A 16879-nucleotide genomic window follows, 5' to 3' on the forward strand; every position below is an offset into this window, starting at 1 on the left:
TTGTGTGGCCGGTTATAATGTGGCTTGAACCGTATTGGGGAGGCGTATGAGCTGGATTGACAAAATTCTGCCTTCAGGGGTAAGCAAGGGCGAGGGGCGCAAACGCTCCAGCGTGCCCGAGGGCCTCTGGAAAAAATGCGTCAAATGTGACGCGGTGTTGTATCGCCCGGACGTTGAGCGCAACAATGACGTCTGCCCCAAGTGCGACCACCATATGCGTATCGGCGCCCGCCGCCGTCTGGATATCTTTCTCGACCCGGAATGGAGCGAGGAGATTCTGACCGATATCGAACCGGTTGACCGCCTCAAATTCAAGGACAAGAAACGCTACCGCGACCGCCTGTCCGCCGCGCAAAAGAGCACTGGTGAAAAGGACGCCCTGATTGCCATGCAGGGCACACTGCGGGGCATGCCGGTGGTGGCGATTGCCTTTGAATTCAACTTCCATGGCGGCTCCATGGGATACGCGGTGGGTGAGAAATTTACCCGCGCTGCCCAGGTAGCGCTCGACGAGGGTATTCCGCTAGTGTGCTTCGCCGCCTCCGGTGGTGCCCGCATGCAGGAAGCGCTGATTTCGCTCATGCAAATGGCTAAAACCAGTGCTGTCATCGAGCGTATGAAGCTCGCCGGCGTGCCCTACATCTCCGTGATGACAGACCCGATTTACGGCGGAGTCTCCGCCTCGCTAGCCCTGCTGGGTGACATTAACGTCGCTGAGCCGGAGGCCCGTGCAGGTTTTGCCGGCCCTAACATTATCGAACAGACAATTCGTCAGAAGCTGCCCAAGGGTTTTCAGCGCAGCGAGTTCCTGCTGGAGCACGGCGCTATCGACATGATTGTGCACCGCACCGACATGCGCAACACCCTGGCGCGGCTGTTGGCCAAACTGGGCAATGTCGATCTCGATGAGCCGGAGCCCGTTGAAGCGTTTGTCGAATCAGAAACCCCGGAACCCCCCACAGAGGTCGCCGAACCGGCCGATGAATAAGTCCGCGCTGGAGGACTGGCTCCAGCACCTGGAATCTCTTCACCCTACAGCAATGGAGCTGGGCCTGGAGCGTGTGCGCTCGGTGGCCCAGACCCTTGAGTTGCTGGCGCCCGGTTGCCGGGTGATTACGGTCGCCGGTACCAATGGCAAGGGCTCTACCGTGGCGGTGCTGGAATCGCTGCTCACAGTGACCGGACATCGGCCGGGCTGCTTTACCTCGCCACACTTTCTGCGCTTCAACGAGCGGATTCGTGTGGCGGGCGAGGAAGTGGACGACGCTGACATTGTCGCTGCGTTTTCAGCCATTGAGCAGGCTCGGGGTGAAACGTCCCTGACCTATTTTGAGTTCGCTACCCTGGCCGCCCTGTGGGTGTTTCGCGCTCGGGAGGTGGATGTGGTGGTACTGGAGGTCGGGCTGGGAGGGCGGCTTGATTCCAGTAATGTCATCGATGCATCAGTGGCCGTGATTACCAGTATCGATCTGGATCATCAGGAATGGCTGGGGGACACCCGCGAAGACATCGGGCGGGAGAAGGCGGGTATCATGCGCGCCGGCAGGCCGGTCGTTATTGCTGACCCTGATCCCCCCGGCTCGCTGCGGCAGTGCGCAGCCGAGGTCGGTGCAGGTCCCGTATTGCAGGCAGGGCGCGACTTCAGCTGGGAGCGGCAGGACGGACGCTGGTCGGGGGCGATTACTGGCGCGGATGGCGAAGCTGTTGCCATCGCGGCCGCTGACGGCCCGTTGCTGGCCGCCAATATTTGTGGCGCCTTACAGGCAGCGACATGCCTGGGGGTTGCCTGGGCGCCCGATCAGCTCACCACAGTTCTTGAGAACGTGGTTGTCACCGGGCGGCGACAGCAGCTTGTGATGGCAGGGCGTCATTATCTGCTGGATGTGGCGCACAATCCCGCAGCTATTCATAAGATGCTGGAAATAGTTGACGCAAGTGCTTGTAATGGAAAGGTTATTGCTCTATTTTCGGCAATGAAAGACAAGCCCGTAGCGGACATGGTTGCGCTCTGTGACAAACGCTTTGACGCCTGGTTTGTCGCCGACCAACCCAATAATCCGCGCGCGGCGGCTGGCGAAGATATCGCCGCGGCTCTGCGCGAAGCGGGGCAGAGCATGATCAGTGTCAGCAAGAATCTCCGGCAGGCGTTTCGCCGGGCGCAGACGCTGATGGACGAAGGTGACCTGTTGGTGGTATTCGGCTCATTTTTTACCGTGACTGCGGTGGTGCCACTGCTGGACAAGGATCGCGCTAAACGCGAAGCCATATAACAATGAATGACGTACTCAAACAACGACTGGTCGGCGCCCTGATTCTGGTGGCGCTGGGCATTGTGTTCTGGCCCATTATTTTTGTGGATTCCGGACAGCGCGAGCGCGCTGAGGATGTGCGCATTCCACCGCGCCCGCAGGTTCAGACCACGCCGCTGGAGCCGCCTGATATGGCCGGCTTGCGCCCATCACCGGCCACTGAACGCGCCGCTGCTCCCGAGCCTGATACCGAGTGGCTGACGCTGGATCCTTCGGGAGTGCCTCCCGGTGTCAATGCTGGAGAGCCTATCGCCGACGATCAGTCCGCATCGGCGCCTGAGCCTGCACCTGAGCCCGAACCTCAGCCGAAGCCCGATCCAGAACCAGTGGCCAAACCCGTCGCTGAAGCCCCGAAAACGCGCTCTGAGCCCCCGGTGAAGCCCGCGCTGGACGCTGATGGCCTGCCTATTTCCTGGATTTTGCGTGTTGCCAGCCTGAGTAATGCCACCCGCGCCGAGGAGTTGCGCGCAGAGCTGGTGAGCATGGGGCACAAGGCCTACGTGAAGAAAGTGCCCAGCAACGGCAAGACTTTTTATCGTGTCTACATCGGCCCGAAAGTGGAAAAGGTCAACCTGGAGCGTATCCAGAGCGAGATTAACGCCCGCTTTGGGGTGACTACCATGATTACGCGGTACTACCCTTGAGACAAATTTACGCCTCCTCAGCACCGCGTGGCTTTGTTAGAATGCGCCGCGTAAGAGGGTGCTGATGATAGATCTGGCGCAATTTAATCAGGTCGACTGGCTGATTATCGTGGTGCTGACCATTTCGACGCTGCTGAGCTTGTGGCGCGGTTTTGTGCGCGAGGCTTTGTCGTTACTTGCCTGGGTTGCCGCCTTTATCATCGCGCACGGTTTTGTCGACCAGCTCGCCGCACAGATGAGTGGCCTGGTGGCCCATGATACCGGGCGCTATATCGTCGCCTACGCCATCCTGTTCGTCGCTACACTGGTGTTGTTCAATCTGGTGATTTATCTGGCGAGCAAACTGGTGGCAGTGGCGGGACTGTCGGTTCTTGACCGGGTTTTGGGTACCGTATTCGGATTTGCCCGGGGTGTGATCATCATCCTTGTGTTGGCCTATGTGGTGCAGCAATTGCTGCCGCCCGAGGACCAGCAGTGGGTTCAGCAGTCAGTGCTGATGCCCCATTTGAATATGCTTGCGGATTGGGTCCAGGCGGTGTTCGCTAACGTCGGCCCGGTTCCGCAAATGACAACCTGAGAAGTGAGGTAAGCGCAGGATGTGTGGCCTGGTAGGACTCGTAGCGAGTCACAACGTCGCCCCGGATATTTACGATGCCCTGACGGTGCTACAGCACCGCGGTCAGGATGCGGCCGGTATCATGACCTGCGAAGGCGGGCGTTTCAGTCTGCGCAAAAGTGAGGGCCTGGTGCGCGATGTATTTCGCCAGCATCACATGCAGCGCCTCGAAGGGCAGATCGGGATTGGCCACGTGCGCTATCCCACCGCTGGCAGCTCCGGCCCGGCCCTGGCTCAGCCTTTCTATGTGAATTCACCTTACGGTATTGCCCTTGCTCACAACGGTAACCTGACCAATACCGAGCAGTTGGCGCGCGAGCTGTTTCAGGATGACCTGCGTCATTTGAACACCGACTCGGACTCCGAGGTCCTTCTCAATGTATTCGCCCACGAACTCCAGACACTGGGCAAGTTGAGCCCGGAAGCCACGGATATCTTCAGTGCGGTTGAGTCGCTGCACAAGCGCTGCCGCGGCGGCTATGCTGTCGTCAGCCTGATCGTGAATTACGGTGTCGTCGGTTTTCGTGACCCGCTGGGAATTCGCCCGCTGGTGGTGGGGGAGCGCGAGGGCCCCGATGGCCGCAAAGAGCACATGATTGCCTCGGAGAGCGTGGCCCTGGACGTGCTGGGCTTTAACCTGCTCGGCGACGTTGCCCCCGGCGAAGCGGTATTCATCGATATGGACGGTCAGCTGCATCGCCGTCAGTGCGCGCAAGCGCCGCAACTCAAGCCCTGTATTTTTGAGCATGTGTATTTCGCCCGCCCCGATTCGCTGATGGATGGTATTTCGGTGTATAAAACCCGGATGCGTCAGGGTGCTGCACTGGCCGAGAAGATTAAACGCGAACGCCCCGATCTGGAAATCGATGTCATTATCCCGATTCCCGATACCAGTCGAATTGCAGCGCAGTCGATGGCCCATGAGCTGGGCATCAAATTCCGTGAAGGGTTCATGAAGAATCGCTATATCGGCCGCACATTCATCATGCCCGGCCAGAGTCAGCGCAAGAAGTCCGTGCGCCAGAAACTCAACCCGGTACCGTTGGAGTTTGAGGGAAAGAATGTGATGCTGGTGGACGATTCGATTGTGCGTGGCACCACGTGTCGCCAGATCATTGAAATGGCGCGCGACGCTGGGGCCAAGAATGTGTTTTTCGCCTCTGCCGCGCCACCGGTGCGTTATCCCAACGTGTACGGCATCGATATGCCCTCCGCCAGCGAGCTGATTGCCCACGACCGCACCGTGGATGAGGTCTGCGAGTTGATCGGCGCTGACTGGCTGGTGTACCAGGATCTCGATGACCTGGTGCGCTGTTCGGCCGACGGCAATCCCGATATCAGTGGTTTCGATTGTTCGGTATTCAGCGGTGAGTACGTTACCGGTGACGTCGACAAGGGTTATCTCGAGCGCATCGAGTCGCTGCGCAACGATGAGGCCCAGAGCATGAAGCGGGCGGCAGCAACCGAAGAAGGTGCCGTTGTGGGCATCCACAACAACGCGTGAGGCACCCACAATGACTGATAATTTTGACGACCCCCTGGCGGGCGCCGAGCTGGATACGCTGGCCGTGCGAGCGGGTATTGCACGCACCCACGAGGGCGAGCACTCCGAGCCAATTTTTTTGACCTCCAGCTACGTTTTCGACAGCGCCGCCGAGGCCGCAGCTCGTTTTGGTGGTGAGGAAGCGGGTAACGTCTACTCGCGCTATACTAATCCCACAGTTCGCACGTTTGAACAGCGCATAGCGGCTCTCGAAGGCGGTGAAGCTGCGGTAGGCACCGCCTCGGGAATGGCGGCGATACTGTCGACAGCGATGGCACTTCTCAAGGCGGGTGATCATGTTGTGTGTTCGCGCGACGTTTTCGGCACCACGACCAATCTGTTTGGCAAGTATCTGGCGAAGTTTGGCATTGAGACCAGCTTCGTGCCCTTGCTTGATACCGCAGCCTGGGAGGCGGCAATCCGCCCCGACACTGCGATGCTGTTCATGGAAACGCCTTCCAATCCGCTGTGTGAAGTGGCGGATCTGAACTACTTCTCGCAATTGGCGAAAGCGAATAATTGCCTGTTGGTCGTAGATAACTGTTTCTGCACTCCGGCACTGCAGCAGCCTATTGCCCTGGGTGCCGATATTGTCATGCACTCGGCCACCAAGTACCTGGATGGCCAGGGGCGTTGTGTTGGCGGCGCAGTGGTTGGACGAAGTGAGCATATGGCGGAGGTAGAGACATTTCTGCGTACCTGCGGCCCGACCATGAGTGCGTTTAACGCCTGGGTATTCCTGAAAGGATTGGAAACGCTGCGACTGCGTATGCAGGCACACTGCGATTCGGCCCTGACCCTGGCCCGCTGGCTGCGCGAGCAACCTGAAGTGGAACGCGTTTACTACGCCGGACTGGAAGATCACCCGGGCCACGCCCTGGCCCGACAGCAGCAGCGAGCCTTTGGCGGTGTGCTGTCATTCCAGGTGAAGGGCGGTCGCGAGCAGGCCTGGCAGTGTATCGACGGTACCCGCATTCTGTCGCTAACGGCTAACCTGGGTGACGCCAAAACCACCATAGTGCATCCGGCAACGACTACCCATGGGCGGCTTACCGACGAGCAGCGCGAGTTGGCAGGTATCGGCCAAAACCTGATTCGGGTCTCGGTGGGTCTGGAGGACGTGGCAGATATCCAGGCCGATTTGCGGCGGGGTTTTGACGCCATACTCGCATAACCCACAACGCGGAAAACAATAATGCATATTCAGGGAGTGATCGATAAGGCCGTTGCCGAAGTAGGGCAGGTGTTGCTGGGTAAGGAACCACAGATACGTCTCGCCCTGTGTTGCCTGTTTGCTCGAGGGCATTTGCTCCTCGAAGATCTTCCCGGCATGGGTAAAACCACACTGTCGCACGCCCTCGCGGATGTGTTGGGCCTGTCCTGGAAGCGGGTACAGTTCACCAGTGACCTACTGCCAGCGGACATCCTCGGTGTGTCGGTTTATAACCGCGACGATGCGTCGTTCAGCTTCCATCCTGGGCCGGTCTTTACCCAGTTACTGCTGGCCGACGAAATCAACCGCACCACGCCGCGCACCCAGAGTGCACTGCTCGAAGCGATGGCAGAGGGGCAGGTGACTGTCGAGGGCGAAACCCGTCCCTTGCCCGAACCGTTTTTCGTGATTGCCACCCAGAACCCCATTCATCAATCCGGTACCTATCCGCTGCCTGAATCCCAGCTCGACCGCTTTCTTATGCGTCTGGAGTTGGGCTATCCCCATCCGCAAGCGGAGCGGGAGATGTTTCAGCGCAATGCGGCCGAGGTACAGTCGCTGACCCAGGTTGTGAGCCCCGAGCAGCTCACGGCGATTCGTGAGGCTGTGGCCAATGTGCACGCATCGGATAATCTGCTCGACTACCTGCAACGCCTGTTGGCCTACACCCGTCAGAGCCCTGAGTTCGAAGTAGGCTTGTCGCCTCGCGGTGGCCTGGCATTGCTCGACAGTGCGCGCACCTGGGCGGTCATGCACGATCGAGGCCATGTGGTGCCGGAAGATCTGCAAATGGTGCTGCCCGCAGTCGCCGGTCACCGGCTGGTGCCCAGTGGCGATTACGCCGGTGACGGCGCGGCGCTGGTGGATCTCATGCTGCGCAACGTCGACGTTATCCGCAACTGATTCCGCCCATGGCCGGCGCAGCGGGAACAGGCTCTAATCCAGATATTCGCGCCCGCCTGCGGCAGCGTTTCCGGGAGTGGATTAATCGGCGGATTCCGCCGTCAAGATCTGTGGTCCTGGACCAGAAGCGCCTGTTTATTTTTCCGTCCGGAGTCGGGTTCTTCTTTGGTCTTTGCCTGTTGGTCATGCTGCTGGCGGCGATTAACTTTCAGAACAACCTCAGCTATGGCCTGACTTTTCTGCTCGCGACCCTGTTTGTGTTGGCTGTCCTGCATACGTTTGCGAATCTGTCCGGGTTGGAGATACAGGCAATACGCGCCAGGCCCGCCTTCCCAGGGCAGCAAACTGAATTCGAGTTACGTGTGTCGCGCACCAAGAAACGCGAATACTTCGGCGTATTTTTCCGCTTTGAACAGGGGTCGAGTGCGCGCCTGAATCTGGTGGACGAAGACAGCGGTAGCATCCACCTGATGGCTCCGGTGGAGAAACGCGGATGGCATCACCCTGGCAGATTGCGTATCGAGTCGACCTATCCACTAGGCCTGGTGCGTTGTTGGACCTGGATTGATCTCGATTTACATGCGCTTGTCTACCCTCGGCCGCTGCCCAGTGCCGAACTGCCTGGCCTGGCCAAAGATCAGCCGGACGGTGCAGCTATGCCGGTGGCAGGGTCCGATGACTTCTTCGGTTTTCGCGACTATCGGGAAGGCGATTCATTGCGGCAAATCCACTGGAAAGGCCTGGCACGCGGCGGCAAGGTGCAGACCAAGCAATACACGGCCTATGCCGATCGCAGTGTGTGGTTGGACTGGGAGATGTTCCCCGGCCTCGGCACAGAGCAGCGTTTGTCCCACCTGTGCTACTGGGCGCTGGAATTTGATCGGCAGGGGCAGGAGTATGGCCTGCGTCTCCCGGACCTTAACATTGCGCCGGACGTCGGTGAACGTCACCGCGAACGTATTCTGCAGGCGCTGGCGCTGTATGGTATCGAGGGTGGCCCCTCGTGAAGCTCGAGCAACAGATTCCGCGCAATGCGTTGGTATGGATTGTACTGGCGCTGTTTCTGCTGGTAGCGCCCCACGTGCAGCGTGTTCCCATCTGGGTGGTGCTGGTGTTTGTGGCGGCAGCCGGCTGGCGCATTATGGTGTATCGCGGTGTGTGGTCGTTCCCTCGCTGGCCAGTCAAGCTGGGGCTGATTCTGGCTGCTTTTGCGGGCATTTTATTCAGTTTCCGCACCATCGTTGGCCTAGAACCGACGGTGGCGCTGTTGCTCACTGCGTTTGCGCTCAAGCTGCTGGAGTTGTCAGAGCGCAAAGATGCGTATGTGCTCTTGTTCCTGGGCTACTTTGTGATTTTGACGGTGTTCCTGTTCAGCCAGGACATCCTGGTGGTCCTGCTCTGCCTGTCTAACACCGTGGTGGTGACCGCCGCGCTGGTCGCACTGCACAGGCCGGGGGAAGATCGCTTTACGTTCCGTCCCCTGCGGCTGTCGACGGTGATGCTGGCGCAATCCATTCCGCTGATGCTGGTGCTGTTTTTCCTTTTTCCCCGCATAGGGCCTCTGTGGACCGTACCCATTAAGAGCCAGGCCGCGCGCACGGGGATGTCGGATTTTATGAAGCCGGGGGATGTGTCGCGCCTGAGCCGCTCCGGGGACGTGGCATTCCGGGTGCAGTTTGAGGGCGACGTGCCTGCACAGGATCAATTGTACTGGCGCGGTATTGTCATGAGCCGGCTGCGCGGCGGTGCCTGGAGCAGTCTCAGTCACTTTGCGGCGCCGCCGGATGAGCGCAAACCGGTCGAGCCGGAACTTGTCGGTGACTCACTGCGTTACTCGATTATCATGGAGCCCACCCAGCAGCATTGGGTGTACAGCCTGCGCTATGGTCGTTCGAACGACAGTGGCATTGTGAACGCGGCGGACTATCGATTGTTCCGCATGACAGAGATCGAGGACGACTACTTCTACGAAGTGCAGACCTGGCCCGATGCACAGCTTGAGCCGACTCTATCCGAGTGGCGCAGAGAGGTCGAACTGCGTCTGCCCGGCGACAACAATCCGCGCATGCGGGCACTCGCCAGGGAGATGGCCAGTGCTTCCGGTGGTAGTCGTGAAATTGTCGACCAGGCATTGGCGCTGTTTGCCAATGAGCCCTTTGGGTACACATTAAGCCCGCCGCTGTTGCCTGAGCAGGATTCTATCGACGCGTTCTTGTTCGGTACCCGCTCGGGTTTTTGTGAACACTATGCCTCTGCCTTTGTGCACCTGATGCGCGCGGCGGGTGTGCCGGCGCGGGTCGTGGCCGGCTATCAGGGCGGCGAGATCAATCCGGTTAATGGCACTGTTATTGTCCACCAGTTTGACGCCCATGCCTGGGCGGAAGTCTGGCATGAGGGCGAGGGCTGGGTGCGGGTGGATCCGACAGCTGCTGTATCCCCCGAGCGTATCGAGCTTGGGCTCGAGGAGGCGCTGTCGGGCGAGGGGTCTTTTCTTGCTGATTCACCGCTGTCGCCGCTGCGGTTTCGCGGGGTGAACTGGGTAAACCAGTTGCGCCTGCGCTACGACGCGATTACCTACCGCTGGCAGAGCTGGGTGACCGGCTTCGACAGTGATCGGCAGTACCAGTTACTGAGCAACTGGTTTGGCGAATTCAGCGCACAGAAGTTCGCGCTGGTGCTGCTCGGGGCCGGTGTGCTGGTGTTTGCGCCGGTGGTGATTACCCTGATGTTGCAACGCAAAACCGTGCAACAGCGCGAAATGGACAGGCTATACCTCAAGTTCTGTGAGCGCCTGGCCAGAATGGGTGTGGAGCGCGGTGCCGGAGAAGGGCCGGATCAGTATGCGCGACGGGCATCGGCGCAGTTGCCGCGGTTGGCCGAGCAGATTGGCGAGGTGAACAGAGTGTATCAGGCGCTGGCCTATGCACCGGCCGCACAAGAGGCGCGCGGGCTGCAGCAACTGGCGAGCGCCATTAAGCGAGTGAATTGATGATTAGAGATGTCAGTCATGCCGACGCAGCCGCTTTGGCCGCGATCTACAACCACTATATTGAGAACACAGTAGCGACGTTCGAAGAGGATGCCCTGACGGAAGCGGCGTTCGTTCAGCGTATTGACGCTGTGCTTGACGCCGGGTTTCCCTGGTTGGTGCTGGAGGAGGGCGGCGAGCTGCTTGGCTACGCCTATGCGGCGCGTTTCAAGGAGCGTGTTGCCTATCGGTATTCAGTGGAGAGCACGGTATATCTCAAACCCGGTGTCACAGGCGGCGGGCGAGGCACGGCGCTCTATGAGGCGCTCTTTGCGCGCCTGCAGCCGTTAGGTATCCATGCGGTTATCGGTGGCATTACCCTGCCAAACCCTGCCAGCGTGGCCTTGCATGAAAAGCTCGGCATGGAGCAGGTAGCCCACTTTCCGGAAGTGGGCTTTAAGCAGGGGAAGTGGCTGGACGTCGGTTACTGGCAGCTAAACTTTGAGAGTACGTAACCGCTGCGGGGCGAAAAATTCCCGGCCAAGACTTGCTGGTAGGTCTGGGCGATAGCCTCGCGACCTTCGCTGGCATCAATCTCCATCCAGCCGCCGGCGAATTCACAGAAGGCCTGCCATTGGTCTGCCAGGTGTTGCGCAAAGCGCTCGCCACCCCATTCGCTAATCCGTTTCTCAGCCTGGTGGGGCGCAAAAAACATCACCGGATCCGGGCCCGGCATATCCGGGCCTGCGCCAGCGCGTTGGTCCCAATGGGACGCACCCACCAGGCAGGAGTAGCGCAGCGAATCTCCCAGTTGTTCATGGAGAGTACGCAACAGCGTGCCGTCGCCGGCAAAGTCTACAATGGCGCTGGGGGTCTGGTTGCCCAGTGTCGCCGCCTCGTCGTAGGTAACTACCCGGTCGTAACAGTCAAGGGATTCCACAAACGCTTTATTACGCGCTGAGGTGAGCCCGACAATGGCATAGTCTGCATCGCGGTTCGCGCGGTTGTGCTGTAAACAGAAGGCCATGCCGATCGCCGTTTTGCTCGACGCGCTGGTCAGGTGCAGTTCGCGGGCGCCAAACATGGCCTGGTCGGCAAAGAAATCATCCAGCAGGAAGGACGTCGTAAACAGCGGGCGCAGGAGCATTTGCACTGCTTCCCTGTCTGCGTCGTACAGCGCGTCACTGGACGTACGCAGGTACTGGTTATAAATCACTGGCAGGCTGCGGCGATGTTCTGCGTTGTCGGTGAAACTGGTGTCGGACACCTGGGCTGGCTCCACCAGCAGGTGCGAGGCCAGCGGGTAGAAGCCGTAGAACCGTTCCCCAACCTCTATGCCGTCGCAGTTGGAGGCGACCACGTCCGCGAAGCCCCATACCGGCACAATGCCGCTGCCGACTGGTGCAGGAAAAAACTCCCAGTACTGCAGGGCGTCGCCGAACGCCGCATAAGTAATGTTATTCGCGGTGAGGGCGAAGTTGTCGATGGCGAGCAGTACCTGGCCATCGGCAGGGCTGGGGAGCGCCTCGCTGTGCCATTGCACATCGTCCAGTTGGTCGCGGTTAATCAGCAAGCGTTGGCGCTCATTCATGGTGTTTACTCTACGTTAAAAGTCAGGCCGGCGTGTGCGACGAGGCGGGTGATGAGTTTATCACCGAGGGCGGAGGCTGGTGTCCACATGCCACCAGCGGTTTCGACATTGTCGAGCGCCAGGGTCAGGGCTGCCTCGGAAATCATTCGCGAGGTGGAGCCATAGCCGGGGTCGCGATCACCGGTGACCGAGACCTTGACTGTGTCGCCTGCGTCATTTTCACCGACGAACAACAGATCGAAATTGCCCGCCACCTGTTCTTCGCGGCTGGGGCCCTCGCCGGGCTGGGGTGTATCTCCCTTGCCAGTGAGGGAAGGAACGGCCATGGCATTGGCGATCTTCTCGCCTTTCTCACCCGGGCCGGTCAACAGCATTTCTGAATAGGTGAAGTCCTCGCCGTAGCTGTAGCCCTGCACGAAGTTCGACCGGTGTACGTTGGGAATGTTGATCACCGCCATGACGAACGGCGCTGCCCAACTACCGAGGCCCTCGTCGTAGCTGGGCTTGTGGCTGGAGGGCTGCTTGGGGCCATCAAATCCGGGATTCGCGAGGCCATAAGGGTTTTTGAGCAACGCACCCACGGCGGGATCTTTCATGGCTGCACCCATGGTGGCTTGCATGCTCGCTACCGTGCCGCCCGAAGCGCCGCCGTTCATGGCGCGGACACGACCGCGCACGTGGGGCAGGGGCTTGCCCAATTGCGCGGCGGCCTGCTGTTGCAGGAAGTGTACGCCGAGATCCGAGGGGATAGAGTCAAAGCCGCAGGAGAATACGATGCGTGCTCCAGAGGCCTGGGCTGCTGCCTGGTGTTGATCGATCATCTCACGCATCCAGTTGGGTTCGCCGCAGAGATCGACGTAGTCTGTGCCGTTGCTTGCACAGGCCTGCACTAACTGTGAGCCGTACATCTGGTAGGGGCCCACGGAAGTGAGAATGACTTTGGTGCGCGCCGCCAGGGCATTCATGGCGTCCTGGTCTGCGGAGTCGGCGGCGATGACGGGTACGTCGGTGGGCAGGCCAGACTCAGCGACGACTGCGGCAATCTTGTCGGCGCTCCGTCCTGCTAGAGCCCAGCGTAGACCGGTTTCCTCAGCCGCTCGTGTGGCCATGTATTCAGCGATGAGTTGGCCGGTAAAACCGCTGGCGCCATAGATGATGACGTCAAATTCTCGATTGTCTTTCATGGAGATCAGGATCCTGTTGATGCCAGCGCGAGGCCGGCCTGAATGAGCAGGGCGATAGTGGCTATCAGCCCCAGAAAAAAGAAGTGCGTACGCGGGCTTGGATTCTTCTCCGTGGCGATCCCGTAGTAGAGCGCCATATGGCTGATACGGGCAAGCGCGTACACCCAGACCCAGATGCCGACCCAGTTCGCGCCTGCGCCGGCGACAATCGCCAGTAAGGCAGCGCCGAGCAGGGCGGGCGTATTATCGACGGAGTTGGCAAAGGTGCGGTTGGCGCGAAATACAAATGACGCGTGGCTCAGGGCGCTATCCATTTTGCCGGGAACAGCGCCGGATTGTTTGGCTTTACTGATAGCCGCCACCATCATTTGGATGACCAGGGTGACAACGACAACAAGCAGGCCCAACAGGGCCAGGTGGTAGGTCTCGGCAATGGGCATGAGAGCGCACTCTGGGTGAATGTGGTGCGATAATAAAAGAGCGAGCGCTCGCTCGTCAACAGGTTTTCCGGTATAGTCGCCCGGTATTACAAGGATGAAGGGAGCTATCCGCCGATGCAGGCAGACCGTTCAAAGGCCGGCGACTGGCCTAACCATCAAAGCTACGAGGCGTTCAGAGCCACGCTGCCGCTGAACGAAGAGAATGTTTACCAGTATTTCTTTAAAGCGAATTGTGACCGGATCAAGGTGCGCAGTGAGACCCAGGCGCTGCCCAAGCTGAAGCTCATCGTGGAGGCGATCTTTGAGATGTCGGCCAACCGCGGTTTTCACGCCATGTCCACCCGCGACCTGTGCGACGCCACGGGGATTAGCATGGGCGGCATATACAACTACATCGGCAGTAAGGATCAGTTCTCTTCCATGCTCATCGAGTTTGTGGGGCAGACCTTTACCGAGGTTAACCGCGCGTTGCTGCCGCCAGAGGAGGCGCGTCACGCGCGTCTGGAGGCCCATGTCCGGGCACAGATTTTCATGACCGAATTGTTCCGCCCCTGGTACTTCTTCGTGTTTATGGAGACCAAGAACGCGCCGGTAGAGCAAAAAGGGCAGGTCAAGGAAGTAGAGCAGGTGTTGGTGGAATCACTGGCCTCCATGATTGAAGCGGGTGTGAAGGCGGGCGATTACGATTGCGCATCGCCGCGACTGGTGGCGGCCATGGTGCTGGCGGTGGTGGATGACTGGTACCTGAAGCCCTGGTACTTCCGCAGTGCCGGCACGGATGTGACGGCCTTTGCAGATTATGTCATAGATGCGTTGAATCGCTTGATAGGACACAGGGGATAGAGGCATACCACTGAACTCGCAACTCCCGTGTATTGGCCTGGAGGTCCACGAGTGAACTACATCAAACCACTATCGGTGTTTTTGTTGGGCTGGCTTTTGCTCCTCATGACTCCGCCGTTATCTTCCATCGCCTGGGTGAGTGGATTGGCTCAGCTGGCACTATTCATTCTCGTGGTGTGCATACCTGCCTGGCGTACGGGGCGAATCTCTTATGTAGATATCGGCTGGCCCTGGGGGCTGGTAGTTATTGGCGTGATCGTGCTGGCGATGAGTGAGCACCTGAATATCCGTACTCTGGCTGTCAGCGCGATCTATCTGTTTATCGGTTTGCGTATGGGTGTTACCGCATTGCGCATGTGGCGCGACGGCCACATCGATGTTGAATTGCCGCGCTACAAATACCAGCAACGCCGCTGGGAGAAGGCTGGCATTACTAACATTCCACTGAACCGGCAGGTGGAAGTGCTGGTGCAGGCGCTGGCGAATGCCTCCTTCCTGGCATTACCTGCATTTGTCATGTGGCTGAATCCCGATCCGGCGATCCATCCACTTGAGTGGGTTGCGTTGCTGCTGTGGATAGCTGCGTTTGCCATGGAGAGCGTGGCGGATATGCAGAAAAAGGCCTTCATCAAACGCACCCAGGCATCAGGGGACAACCTCGCTGTCTGTAACGTGGGCCTCTGGCGCTATAGCCGCCACCCCAACTACTTTGCGGAATGGATGGTGTGGAATGCTCTGATGCTGGCGGCGCTGTCGTCCTGGTGGGCGCTGTATGGTGAGTTGGATATGGTGATCTGGGTATTGCTGGGATCGGGGCTGATGTTCACCTCCCGATGTATGTACGTCACGCTCGTGCACTATACCGGTGCCAAGCCTGCTGAGTATTACTCGGTGCAGAAGCGGCCAGGTTACGCCGCCTATCAGCTGCAGACCAATCAGTTCTTCCCCGGGCCAAGTCGCGCCGGCGGTGGCGTTGAGGCGGGCCCCGCGTGATCTCGCAGAGGACAGTCAACACTCGTTAAATGGCGCTAGAATAGGGTCAAAATAACATGTGACCCACTGTGCTCCGAGGGCAAAGATTGACACTGGAGTTCATTTTGAAGCGTCATTTTTCCCGTCTTGTGGGCATAGGCTCGCTGCCATGCCTGGCCGCCGCCTCCGGAATGGCTTCGGCCGATACTCAATTCGTCGACCCCGCAAATACCTGTGGTGGCAATGCCAACTGCCATGTGGACATTCAATCGGCGGTGATCGCCGTTTCGCTGCCTGCAGATATCCGCATTTATCCAGGTACCTATAATGAGTTGATTGACCTGGATTTAATGAATGGCGGCACCCCGGGGGCAATTAGCTTCCAGGCGCTGGACGGTGCGGGTAATCCTGCTGTGGGTACCGTGACGAAAGGGTGGGACCGATCAAGCCATTGCGGGCAGTCCTATTACCGGCGACTTCTCCGCGGCCGGCCTGATAGTGCAGGCGCCGGGTGACGGGGGCATCGATATCAGCATCGAGGGCGATGTTACGTTAACGGACATCATCGCAAATGACACGGATGGTCACGGTATCCTGGTGGAATTGTTGGGCAACGGTTCCGATTTTATGGGTGAACGCCTGACTGCCAACAACAATGGTGAAAACAATATCGAGGCGTCCCCCGAGCAGATTGTTGGCGGCAGAGCCCACAACATCACCCTGCGAAATTCCAGCGCGGATGGTAACGACAGCGGTGCAGGTATTCGCCTTGGCTTTGATCAGGAAACAAGCGAGAACGTTACCGTCAACATTACTATTGATAATGTCACCGTCAGTAATAGTGAGGGGGATGGCTTGCTGATGCGAGCGACCAATGGCATCGCTCGGGTATCTAACGTCACTGCGTCCGACAACGGCAGTGATGGTATTGATATTGAAGACGCCAATGAGGCATACGTCACTGGTGTTCGCGCCCAAGATAATGATCAGTCTCCTTCTGATGACAGTGGCCTGGAGATTGATGGTCGTTTTGTTGTCGAGAGTAATAACTCGGTCTTCAGCGGTCATCCGGATGGTCCCGGTATCGAACTGGATGGATGGGGTGGCGGAGATCTGCCCGAGAAAGCCGCGCGCATGGTGATCTGGGGTGTCGAGGTGAGTGGCAATGGCGTGGGGATGCGTTTTGACTCGGGTGATGCCGTGTCGGAAATGTTTGTGTCCTCATCCAATATTTTCGGTAACACCACTGCGGGCATACAAATAGACGCGCTTGACGAAGATCTGCAGGACGGCCTGGTTGTCGACGCCAAGGGTAACTGGTGGGGCAATGCTTCCGGCCCGACGCACCCGAGCAAAAATCCTGATGGTACGGGTGATGCCGCGGCCGATGCGAGCAATGTGATCGATAGCTCCTCCGGCGATATTCTGTTGTCCGGCTCCCTCAGTGCGCCGATTCGCAACCTGGCGGGTGCGGTACGACCTGATTTGCCGACGCCGGTGCCAGCACTGCCTCTTGGTCTGCTTTGGCTGAGTGTTCTGGCCTTGGCCGGGGTGGGCGCGCGGAGATTGCGTCGCTAGCGTTAGCTTTCCGTCTCACTTTTATACAGCACAAAAAAAGGCCCGCTTCGCAAGAAGCGGGCCTTTTTGTTGCTC

At 59.0% G+C, this 16879-nt stretch carries 17 protein-coding genes; 14 read left to right on the top strand and 3 right to left on the bottom strand.

What is annotated here, in order from left to right:
* The first annotated feature begins 46 nt into the window (after window positions 1-46).
* From accD to BST95_RS11110, 10 genes are all read left to right on the top strand, one after another.
* Window positions 47-988, top strand: coding sequence for an acetyl-CoA carboxylase, carboxyltransferase subunit beta (gene accD / locus BST95_RS11065; RefSeq protein WP_084199489.1), 942 nt, complete (start codon window positions 47-49; stop codon window positions 986-988).
* The gene (gene folC / locus BST95_RS11070; protein ID WP_169843916.1) at window positions 981-2270 is read left to right on the top strand and encodes a bifunctional tetrahydrofolate synthase/dihydrofolate synthase; all 1290 of its coding nucleotides are present in this window, start codon (window positions 981-983) and stop codon (window positions 2268-2270) included. Before accD ends, folC begins: the two co-directional genes overlap by 8 nt.
* Before the next feature lie 2 nt (window positions 2271-2272).
* Window positions 2273-2953, top strand: coding sequence for an SPOR domain-containing protein (locus BST95_RS11075; protein ID WP_084199493.1), 681 nt, complete (start codon window positions 2273-2275; stop codon window positions 2951-2953).
* 64 nt (window positions 2954-3017) lie between these two features.
* Window positions 3018-3530: a CvpA family protein gene (locus BST95_RS11080; RefSeq protein WP_066049516.1), complete on the top strand. Its 513-nt coding sequence runs from the start codon at window positions 3018-3020 to the stop codon at window positions 3528-3530.
* A 19-nt stretch (window positions 3531-3549) separates the two neighbouring features.
* Entirely contained in the window at window positions 3550-5073 is a 1524-nt protein-coding gene (gene purF / locus BST95_RS11085) for an amidophosphoribosyltransferase (RefSeq protein ID WP_066049519.1), read from the top strand.
* Window positions 5074-5083: 10 nt separating this feature from the next.
* The gene (locus BST95_RS11090) at window positions 5084-6286 is read left to right on the top strand and encodes an O-succinylhomoserine sulfhydrylase (RefSeq protein ID WP_084199495.1); all 1203 of its coding nucleotides are present in this window, start codon (window positions 5084-5086) and stop codon (window positions 6284-6286) included.
* Window positions 6287-6307: 21 nt separating this feature from the next.
* Window positions 6308-7228 carry an AAA family ATPase gene (locus BST95_RS11095; RefSeq protein ID WP_084199497.1) on the top strand — a complete coding sequence of 307 codons (921 nt, stop codon included), beginning with the start codon at window positions 6308-6310 and terminating at the stop codon, window positions 7226-7228.
* 8 nt (window positions 7229-7236) lie between these two features.
* Window positions 7237-8235: a DUF58 domain-containing protein gene (locus tag BST95_RS11100; protein ID WP_084199499.1), complete on the top strand. Its 999-nt coding sequence runs from the start codon at window positions 7237-7239 to the stop codon at window positions 8233-8235.
* Complete coding sequence (locus BST95_RS11105; RefSeq protein ID WP_084199501.1) at window positions 8232-10217, top strand: transglutaminase TgpA family protein; 1986 nt, start codon at window positions 8232-8234, stop codon at window positions 10215-10217. Before BST95_RS11100 ends, BST95_RS11105 begins: the two co-directional genes overlap by 4 nt.
* Window positions 10217-10711, top strand: coding sequence for a GNAT family N-acetyltransferase (locus tag BST95_RS11110; RefSeq protein ID WP_066049533.1), 495 nt, complete (start codon window positions 10217-10219; stop codon window positions 10709-10711). Before BST95_RS11105 ends, BST95_RS11110 begins: the two co-directional genes overlap by 1 nt.
* Here BST95_RS11110 and BST95_RS11115 read toward each other — a convergent pair.
* Genes BST95_RS11115 through BST95_RS11125 form a run of 3 tightly spaced genes read right to left on the bottom strand, consistent with a single transcriptional unit; the run spans window position 10681 to window position 13411 of the window.
* Window positions 10681-11787 carry a DUF2855 family protein gene (locus BST95_RS11115; protein WP_084199503.1) on the bottom strand — a complete coding sequence of 369 codons (1107 nt, stop codon included), beginning with the start codon at window positions 11785-11787 and terminating at the stop codon, window positions 10681-10683. The two genes, BST95_RS11110 and BST95_RS11115, sit on opposite strands and share 31 nt — an antisense overlap.
* A gap of 5 nt (window positions 11788-11792) precedes the next feature.
* Window positions 11793-12971, bottom strand: coding sequence for a saccharopine dehydrogenase family protein (locus tag BST95_RS11120; RefSeq protein WP_084199505.1), 1179 nt, complete (start codon window positions 12969-12971; stop codon window positions 11793-11795).
* A gap of 5 nt (window positions 12972-12976) precedes the next feature.
* Window positions 12977-13411 (bottom strand): MAPEG family protein, encoded by a 435-nt coding sequence (locus BST95_RS11125; RefSeq protein ID WP_084199507.1) that lies wholly within the window; start codon window positions 13409-13411, stop codon window positions 12977-12979.
* A gap of 114 nt (window positions 13412-13525) precedes the next feature.
* On the opposite strand from BST95_RS11125, the gene BST95_RS11130 reads away from it, so the two are divergent.
* The 4 genes from BST95_RS11130 to BST95_RS11145 all read left to right on the top strand — a co-directional run bounded on the left by BST95_RS11130 (window position 13526) and on the right by BST95_RS11145 (window position 16804).
* A complete protein-coding gene (locus BST95_RS11130; RefSeq protein ID WP_084199509.1) occupies window positions 13526-14254 on the top strand; it encodes a TetR/AcrR family transcriptional regulator in 729 nt (242 codons plus the stop codon).
* A gap of 51 nt (window positions 14255-14305) precedes the next feature.
* Window positions 14306-15247, top strand: a complete 942-nt coding sequence (locus BST95_RS11135; RefSeq protein WP_084199511.1) for a DUF1295 domain-containing protein — start codon at window positions 14306-14308, stop codon at window positions 15245-15247.
* A gap of 86 nt (window positions 15248-15333) precedes the next feature.
* Window positions 15334-15741 (top strand): hypothetical protein, encoded by a 408-nt coding sequence (locus BST95_RS11140; protein ID WP_146004207.1) that lies wholly within the window; start codon window positions 15334-15336, stop codon window positions 15739-15741.
* Window positions 15725-16804 carry a right-handed parallel beta-helix repeat-containing protein gene (locus tag BST95_RS11145; RefSeq protein ID WP_084199515.1) on the top strand — a complete coding sequence of 360 codons (1080 nt, stop codon included), beginning with the start codon at window positions 15725-15727 and terminating at the stop codon, window positions 16802-16804. Before BST95_RS11140 ends, BST95_RS11145 begins: the two co-directional genes overlap by 17 nt.
* Window positions 16805-16879: the final 75 nt, after the last annotated feature.

Source organism: Halioglobus japonicus (assembly GCF_001983995.1).
In the GTDB taxonomy this organism is placed as follows: domain Bacteria; phylum Pseudomonadota; class Gammaproteobacteria; order Pseudomonadales; family Halieaceae; genus Halioglobus; species Halioglobus japonicus.